7 protein-coding genes and 1 pseudogene are annotated in these 8,278 nt (G+C 72.9%); 6 read left to right on the forward strand and 2 right to left on the reverse strand.

Annotated elements, in window-relative coordinates; all coding sequences use genetic code 11:
- On the reverse strand, positions 1-1,011 hold a 1,011-nt coding region (locus tag IE312_RS40555), incomplete at its 3' end, for an FHA domain-containing protein (protein WP_229900053.1).
- Between the two features lie 305 nt (positions 1,012-1,316).
- Here IE312_RS40555 and IE312_RS17510 point away from each other — a divergent pair.
- The 4 genes from IE312_RS17510 to IE312_RS17525 all read left to right on the forward strand — a co-directional run bounded on the left by IE312_RS17510 (position 1,317) and on the right by IE312_RS17525 (position 6,800).
- Entirely contained in the window at positions 1,317-3,077 is a 1,761-nt protein-coding gene (locus tag IE312_RS17510; RefSeq protein WP_189982829.1) for a serine/threonine-protein kinase, read from the forward strand.
- Positions 3,078-3,200: 123 nt separating this feature from the next.
- Complete coding sequence (locus IE312_RS17515; protein WP_189982831.1) at positions 3,201-4,424, forward strand: serine/threonine-protein kinase; 1,224 nt, start codon at positions 3,201-3,203, stop codon at positions 4,422-4,424.
- Positions 4,425-4,506: 82 nt separating this feature from the next.
- Positions 4,507-5,613 carry a peptide chain release factor 2 gene (prfB, locus tag IE312_RS17520; RefSeq protein WP_189982833.1) on the forward strand — a complete coding sequence of 369 codons (1,107 nt, stop codon included), beginning with the start codon at positions 4,507-4,509 and terminating at the stop codon, positions 5,611-5,613.
- A 293-nt stretch (positions 5,614-5,906) separates the two neighbouring features.
- Positions 5,907-6,800: a hypothetical protein gene (locus tag IE312_RS17525; RefSeq protein ID WP_189982835.1), complete on the forward strand. Its 894-nt coding sequence runs from the start codon at positions 5,907-5,909 to the stop codon at positions 6,798-6,800.
- A gap of 103 nt (positions 6,801-6,903) precedes the next feature.
- Here IE312_RS17525 and IE312_RS17530 read toward each other — a convergent pair whose 3' ends face one another.
- On the reverse strand, positions 6,904-7,104 hold the full coding sequence (locus IE312_RS17530) for a hypothetical protein (protein WP_189982837.1): 201 nt from the start codon (positions 7,102-7,104) through the stop codon (positions 6,904-6,906).
- 273 nt (positions 7,105-7,377) lie between these two features.
- Here IE312_RS17530 and ftsE point away from each other — a divergent pair, with 273 nt between their 5' ends.
- Entirely contained in the window at positions 7,378-8,067 is a 690-nt protein-coding gene (gene ftsE / locus IE312_RS17535) for a cell division ATP-binding protein FtsE (RefSeq protein WP_030610589.1), read from the forward strand.
- Positions 8,068-8,106: 39 nt separating this feature from the next.
- Positions 8,107-8,278: pseudogene (locus IE312_RS40560) on the forward strand (permease-like cell division protein FtsX); the annotation flags it as partial.

Raw genomic sequence — 8,278 nt, forward strand, 5'->3', positions numbered from 1 at the left:
TCCGCCCGCCCGCGGGTCCTCGCCGGCCACGCCGAAGCGCCCCGCGTGGGTGTCCCCGCCCCGGCTCTCCGCACGCGGTGCCGCGGGCTGCCCCGGCACCGCCGGGGACGGCCCCCGCGAGTGTTCCTGCGCCCCCGCTTCCCGGCCGGCGGCGCCGCGGGTGTCCTCGGAGCCGTAGGCGTGGTGCGCCCCCGCCCCGCCGGGCCGGTGCCGGGCGCCGGCCGGAGGGGAGAGCCGGGTGCCGGGGCCGCCCGTGCCGTCCGCCGCGGGCGGCTCCCCGCCGGCACCGCCCGCGTCCGGCGACGCGCCCGGCGCGGGCGCCGCGGCGGAGCCGGTGCCCGGCACCACCCGCACGCAGCCCTCCCCGTCGGGCACCGCCCGCACGCGCGTTCCGGGTCCTCCGGCCGGAGCGACCCGCAGCGCCGACTCGCCTATCCGCAGCAGGCCTCCGGCGGGCACCCGTACCGGCCGCTCCGAGACCCGCACGCCGTCGAGCGAGGTGCCGTTCGTCGAGCCGAGGTCGGCGACGGAGACCCGGCCGTCCGCGTCGACGGTGACCGCGCAGTGCAGCCGGGAGACGTCGGGGTCGTCCAGCGGGACGTCGGCGTCGGCGGAGCGGCCGACGGTGATCCGGCCGCCGTGCAGCAGGTGCACCCCGCCCGCGTCCGGTCCGGCGACCACGTGCAGCTGGGTCGGGGCCTCGTCCAGCTCGGGGTGCGGCTCGGGGGCGGCCGGCGCGCCCAGGGAGAGCACGGCGCCGTCCGTCAGCGGCGGCTCGCCGAGGGTGCTGCGCCGGGGGTCGAGCCGCTCGGGGCCGGCGTACAGCACCACGGAGGCGCCGCCGGTCTCCCGGCCGGTGCCGCCCTCACCGGTGACCGCCCCGGCCAGCGCCGACGCGACCGCGGCCAGCTCCGTGCCCGCGGGCGCCGTGACCAGTACGTCGCGGCTCACGGCGCGGCCCCGCTGCGGGGCCGGACCGAGCGGGTCTACGACGGTCAGCCGGATCTGCATCCCCACCCCAACACGAGCACGTCGGCAAGTACCAGTACTGGGAGGCATCCTCGCACCTGCCACTGACAGCTCGTCGCGAACCCGATGACAAGTGATCTTGATTGGTCGGCTCTGCCCCCAAAAGTGCCTGACCAAGCGGACGGCGACGATCAGTTGAGATCGGTCACGTCCGATTTGCGCAACCGGTGGACCGGGGCGAGCGTCTTCCCGTCGAGCACCTGCCGCCGCGGGGGGCGGCACTACAGTGGGTCGGAACGAACGGAATGCAGCAAGCAAGCAACAGCAACCAGCAGGGAGCGCGTGACGTGCGGCCAGTCGGCAGCAAGTACCTGCTTGAGGAGCCGCTCGGACGCGGCGCCACAGGCACCGTCTGGCGTGCCCGCCAGCGCGAGACCGCGGGCGCCGAGGCGGCCGTGCCCGGCCAGCCGGGGGAAACGGTCGCGATCAAGGTCCTGAAGGAGGAGCTGGCGAGCGACCCGGACATCGTGATGCGCTTCCTGCGCGAGCGTTCCGTGCTGCTCCGGCTCACCCACCCCAACATCGTCCGGGTCCGCGACCTGGTCGTCGAGGGTGACCTGCTGGCGCTGGTCATGGACCTGGTCGAGGGTCCCGACCTGCACCGCTACCTGCGCGCGAACGGCCCCTTCACGCCCGTCGCCGCCGCCCTGCTGACCGCCCAGATCGCCGACGCCCTCGCCGCGAGCCACGCCGACGGCGTCGTCCACCGCGACCTGAAGCCCGCCAACGTGCTGCTCCAGCAGGGCGACGGCCAGATGCACCCGATGCTGACCGACTTCGGCATCGCCCGCCTCGCCGACTCCCCGGGCCTGACCCGCACCCACGAGTTCGTCGGCACGCCCGCGTACGTCGCCCCGGAGTCCGCCGAGGGCCGCCCGCAGACCTCGGCCGTCGACGTCTACGGCGCCGGCATCCTGCTGTACGAGCTGGTCACCGGCCGTCCGCCGTTCTCCGGCGGCTCCGCCCTCGAGGTCCTGCACCAGCACCTGAGCGCCGAGCCGCGCCGCCCCTCCACCGTCCCCGAGCCGCTGTGGACGGTCATAGAGCGCTGCCTGCGCAAGAACCCCGACGAGCGGCCGAGCGCCGAGAACCTCGCGCGCGGGCTGCGGGTCGTCGCCGAGGGCGTCGGCGTGCACGCGAACGCCGCGCAGATCGCCGCCGCCGAGGGCGTCGGCGCGCTGCTCGCCCCGGACCCGGCCCCGGCCGCCGTCCCGGGCGTACCGGGCGCCGCCGACCCCACCCAGGTACTGCCGACGAACGCGCCGCAGGGGGCGTACGGCCGGCCCGACCCGAACGCGGCGACCAGCGTGCTCCCGCACACCGGCGGCCCGGCCGGTGCCGCCGACCCCACCGCCGTCCTGCCGCAGACCGGCGCGGCGGACCCCACGGCGGTGCTGCCGCCCGTCGGACAGGGCCAGCAGGGGCAGTACGGCCAGCAGGGGCACCCCGGTCAGCAGCAGGGGCAGCAGCAGGGGCAGCAGCCCGAGCAGCCGCACCCGTGGCAGACGCAGCTGCGCGCCGCCCGCGACCGCAACGAGCAGACGCAGATCCAGTACCTGGACCCGGACGAGGATCCGCTGCGCCGCCGCCCCCAGCGGCAGGTCGCCCGGCCTCAGCAGCAGCCGCGCCAGGCCCCGCAGCCCCGCCCGCAGCAGCCGCAGCCGCGCGGCCGGCAGCGCCCGCAGCAGGCCCCCGGGTACGGGTACCCGCAACAGCAGCCCCAGCAGTACGCCCCTGGGCAGCAGCCTCCGCAGCCGCAGCGGTACGCGCCGCCCGCCCGGCCCGAGCCGCGGCGGCCCGCGCCGGAGCCCCGGGCGCCGCGGCAGCGCGGCGCCAACCCGATGAAGATCCCCGGTCTCGGCTGCCTGAAGGGCTGCCTGTTCACGATCGTCATCCTGGTCGTGGCGAGCTGGCTGGTCTGGGAGCTGACCCCGCTGCAGGACTGGATCGGCACCGGCAAGGGCTACTGGGACCAGATGAGCGACTGGATCGGCAAGGTCGGTGGCTGGATAAAGGACCTGGGCGGTTCGTCCGGCGGCGGAAACTGATCACCGGTCCGGCCTTCGGTTTAGGGATTTGTCGACATCTGCCGGGTGATTTCCGTCTCCGCGGTGAAGGTTGGCTCGTCGGACGCGTAGTTTTGGCGACAACACGCGTCTGTAGGAGCAGTCTTGGCACGGAAGATCGGCAGCCGGTACACCGCGAACCAGATCCTGGGGCGGGGGAGCGCCGGCACGGTGTGGCTGGGCGAGGGACCGGACGGCCCCGTCGCCGTCAAGCTGCTGCGCGAGGACCTCGCCTGCGACCAGGAGCTCGTCGGACGCTTCGTGCAGGAGCGCACGGCGCTGCTCGGGCTGGAGCACCCGAACATCGTCACCGTGCGCGACCTGGTCGTCGACGGCAACGACCTGGCCCTGGTCATGGACCTCGTGCGCGGCACCGACCTGCGCACCCGGCTGGAGCGGGAACGGCGGCTCGCCCCCGAGGCGGCCGTGGCGATCGTCGCCGACGTCGCCGAGGCGCTGGCCGCCGCCCACGCGGCCGGGGTCGTCCACCGCGACGTCAAGCCGGAGAACGTCCTGCTCGACATGCAGGGCCCGCTCGGGCCGGGCGGCGCCCACCCGGCGCTGCTCACCGACTTCGGCGTCGCCAAGCTGATCGACTCGCCCCGGCGGACCCGCGCCACGAAGATCATCGGCACGCCGGACTACCTGGCCCCGGAGATCGTGGAAGGCCTGCCGCCCCGGGCCGCCGTGGACATCTACGCGCTGGCGACCGTCCTGTACGAGCTGCTGGCCGGCTTCACGCCCTTCGGCGGCGGGCACCCCGGCGCGGTCCTGCGGCGGCACGTGACCGAGACCGTCGTACCGCTGCCCGGCATCCCCGAGGAGCTGTGGCAGCTGCTCGTGCAGTGCCTGGCGAAGGCTCCCGCCTCCCGGCTGCGCGCCTCGGAGCTGGCCGCGCGGCTGCGCGAGCAGCTGCCCACGCTGGCCGGGATGCCGCCGCTGGACGTGGACGAACCGGACCTCACCGAGGAAGCCGCCGAGGAGAACACGCCGTCGGCTCCGCGGGCCGAGCCGGTACGGCGTCGGGGGGCGGTGCCCCTCGTCCCCGGCGCCAGGCCCGACTCCAACCGGGACACGCACACGTCGATGCGGGTGCCGGGGCCGGACGAGCTGGCCGGCGGGGCCCACGGCACCGCCCGCGCGCCCCGCGCCCCCGGCGCGCCCCGCCCCGGCTCGGCCCGCCACCGGGCCGCGGTACGGCGGCGCCGGGTGACCCTGGGGGTGGCCGGGGTGGTGGTGGCCGCGGTCGTGGCCGTCGGCGCGTGGCTCGCCTCCTCCGGCGGGGACGAGGACGCACCCCCGCCCGCGCACAGCACGTCGGCCCCCTGACCCGGGCCGATCCGGGAGGGGCCGTGCGGCGCCGGGTACCGTCCGGCCGAGGTCGCTTGCCACAGCCGTTACGCTGGAAGGCGTGGCAGTCGTCGATGTATCCGAAGAGCTGAAGTCCCTCTCCTCGACCATGGAGTCGATCGAGGCCGTCCTGGACCTCGACAGGCTGAGGGCAGACATCGCCGTGCTCGAGGAGCAGGCGGCCGCGCCGTCCCTCTGGGACAACCCGGACGAGGCGCAGAAGATCACCAGCAAGCTCTCCCATCTCCAGGCCGAGGTCAGGAAGGCCGAGGCGCTGCGCGGCCGGATCGACGACCTCGCGGTCCTCTTCGAGATGGCCGAGGAGGAGGACGACCCGGACACCCGGGCCGAGGCCGAGTCCGAGCTGGCCTCGGTGCGGAAGGCGCTGGACGAGATGGAGGTCCGTACCCTCCTGTCCGGCGAGTACGACTCCCGTGAGGCGCTGGTCAACATCCGCGCCGAGGCCGGCGGCGTCGACGCCGCCGACTTCGCCGAGAAGCTCCAGCGCATGTACCTGCGCTGGGCCGAGCAGCGCGGCTACAAGACGGAGCTGATCGAGACGTCGTACGCCGAAGAGGCCGGCATCAAGTCGACCACCTTCGCCGTCCAGGCGCCCTACGCCTACGGCACCCTCTCCGTCGAGCAGGGCACGCACCGCCTGGTGCGCATCTCGCCCTACGACAACCAGGGCCGCCGCCAGACCTCCTTCGCGGGCGTCGAGGTGCTGCCCGTGGTCGAGCAGTCCGACCACGTCGAGATCGACGAGTCCGAGCTGCGCATCGACGTCTACCGGTCCTCCGGCCCCGGCGGCCAGGGCGTGAACACGACCGACTCCGCGGTCCGCATCACCCACCTGCCCACCGGCATCGTGGTCTCCTGCCAGAACGAGCGCTCGCAGATCCAGAACAAGGCCACGGCGATGAACGTCCTCCAGGCCAAGCTGCTGGAGCGGCGCCGGCAGGAGGAGCAGGCCAAGATGGACGCCCTCAAGGGCGACGGCGGCAACTCCTGGGGCAACCAGATGCGTTCGTACGTGCTGCACCCGTACCAGATGGTCAAGGACCTGCGCACCGAGTTCGAGGTGGGCAACCCGGAGGCCGTGTTCAACGGTGAGATCGACGGGTTCCTGGAAGCCGGGATTCGCTGGCGCAAGCAGCAGGAGAAGTAACTTTGTCGACATGACAACTGCCGTCCATGGGGCGGCAGTTGTCTTATGTCTGGGTTTTACATCACACTCACAGGCTTCAACTCCCCCCAAACGCCGCCCCGTCGGACATTGCGCCCGCAACGCCCTTGACGTTGCTTTGAGTAATGGGCAAGGGTGAGGCGCGGCATGCGTACTCGAGGGGCGCATGTGAACCGGGGGATCATGACGCGCTTCGTCACCAGCTGCCTCCGTCGATCACGGCACGCCCCATCGCGCCGCCTCCTTGACGAACAGCTACTGGGGGTAGCAACCATATGACGAAGAAGACGCGGATCCGGGTCGCGCGGATAGCCGCCGGCGCCGTGATCGCGGCCGGTGCGTCACTGACCGCCGCCGGCGCGGCTTCCGCGCTGGACCTGGACGTGCAGGCGGGCCCGATCAAGCTCGGTGTGAGCGGTGTCGGCGCCGACGGCGGCAACACCGACGGCGGCAACACCGACGGCGGCGGCGACCCTTGCCCGATCGGCATCTGCACCGACGGCGGCACCGACGGCACCACGGGTACCACCGGCACCACCGGCACGACCGGCACGACCGGCACGACCGGCACGACCGGCACCACTGGTACTACGGGCACCACCGGTGGGAACGGTACGACCGGCACCACGGGTACCACCGGGACGACGGGTACGACCGGCACCACCGGTACGACGGGCACCACTGGCACCACCGGTACCACCGGTACCACCGGTACCACCGGTACCACCGGCACGACCGGCACGACCGGCACGACCGGCACGACCGGCACCACCGGCACGACCGGCACCACCGGCACGACGGGTACGACTGGCAGCACCGGCTCCACGGGCTCGACCGGCAGCACGGGCTCCACCGGCAGCACGGGCTCCACGGGCAGCACCGGCTCCACGGGCTCCACCGGCTCCACCGACGGTGGCTCCGGCAGCACCGGTGGCAACCACACCTCCCCCGAGGGGGGCAACGACAACGTGCCCCAGGACGAGGGCTCCTCGGCGCTGACCGCGACCGGTTCCGACGACTCGGTCCAGGGCGGCGGCAAGCAGCTCGCCGAGACCGGTGCGGGCCAGACCGCGTTCCTCCTCGTCGGCGCCGCGACGATGATCGCCGGCGGCATCGGCTTCCGCGTCCTGCCGCGCCTGGTGAACGGCCGGGGCGGCGCCGCCGCCTGACCGTGACCAGACGGTCGCGCACGGCACACGCGCTGTACGCGTAAGGGCCCGGAGCTTGGCGCTCCGGGCCCTTACGGCGTTGTGTGGGGGCTCTTCCGCCCGGTCACGCGGTCTGGTGCGCCAGCAGCGCCACCGCGGCGATCAACACCGCCAGCAGCGCGATCAGCGCCATCGGGTTCAGTCCGGCCAGGCCTCCGAGGAAGCCTTCCTGCTGCAGTCGCTCGCGGTTGGCACGGCACACCGGGCACCGGCCCTCACTCACAGGCGACGCGCAGTTCGCGCACACCAACCGGTCGTACGTCATGCGCTCGCCCTCCTTGCACCGGCCATCACATGTACAACGTTCGCCGGAACGAGAACGTTCCCCCGCGCTCCCGGTCCCCTGCGTTTTCCCTCCACTGTGCCAGGTTCCCGCGGAGCGTGCGCGGGGCCCCGGAGAACGGGGCGGGAGAAGGGCGCGGGAAGGGGCCGGTACAAAAACGTACAAGTCTTGCCCAACCTCAACCTGCGACTGCACTTGCACACCCGGTTCGCGTATGGTCACGCTCATCTACCCCCAGCGACCCGTGGTGCATCCGTGATCCGATTCGACAACGTCTCCAAGGTCTACCCCAAGCAGACCCGCCCCGCGCTCAGGGATGTCTCCCTGGAGGTGGAGAAGGGCGAGTTCGTCTTCCTCGTGGGGTCCTCCGGCTCCGGAAAGTCCACCTTCCTGCGGCTCATCCTCCGCGAGGAGCGGTGCAGCCACGGCCAGGTGCACGTGCTGGGCAAGGACCTCGCGCGGCTGTCCAACTGGAAGGTGCCGCAGATGCGCCGCCAGCTGGGCACCGTCTTCCAGGACTTCCGGCTGCTGCCGAACAAGACGGTCGCGGAGAACGTGGCCTTCGCCCAGGAGGTCATCGGCAAGTCCCGCGGCGAGATCCGCAAGTCCGTGCCGCAGGTGCTCGACCTCGTCGGGCTCGGCGGCAAGGAGGACCGCAGGCCGGGCGAGCTGTCCGGTGGTGAGCAGCAGCGCGTCGCCATCGCGCGCGCGTTCGTCAACCGCCCCAAGCTGCTCATCGCCGACGAACCCACTGGCAATCTCGACCCGCAGACCTCCGTCGGCATCATGAAGCTGCTCGACCGGATCAACCGGACGGGCACCACCGTCATCATGGCGACGCACGACCAGAACATCGTGGACCAGATGCGCAAGCGCGTCATCGAGCTGGAGAAGGGCCGCCTCGTCCGCGACCAGGCCCGCGGCGTCTACGGCTACCAGCACTGACCGCGAGCACCCGTTCCCGAAAGGCCTGAAGACCCCGCCATGCGCGCCCAGTTCGTCCTGTCGGAGATCGGTGTCGGTCTCCGCCGCAATCTGACGATGACCTTCGCCGTCATCGTCTCCGTCGCCCTGTCCCTGGCCCTGTTCGGTGGTTCGCTGCTGATGAGCGACCAGGTGAGCACCATGAAGGGCTACTGGTACGACAAGGTCAACG

Source organism: Streptomyces capoamus (assembly GCF_014654935.1).
Lineage (GTDB): Bacteria > Actinomycetota > Actinomycetes > Streptomycetales > Streptomycetaceae > Streptomyces > Streptomyces capoamus.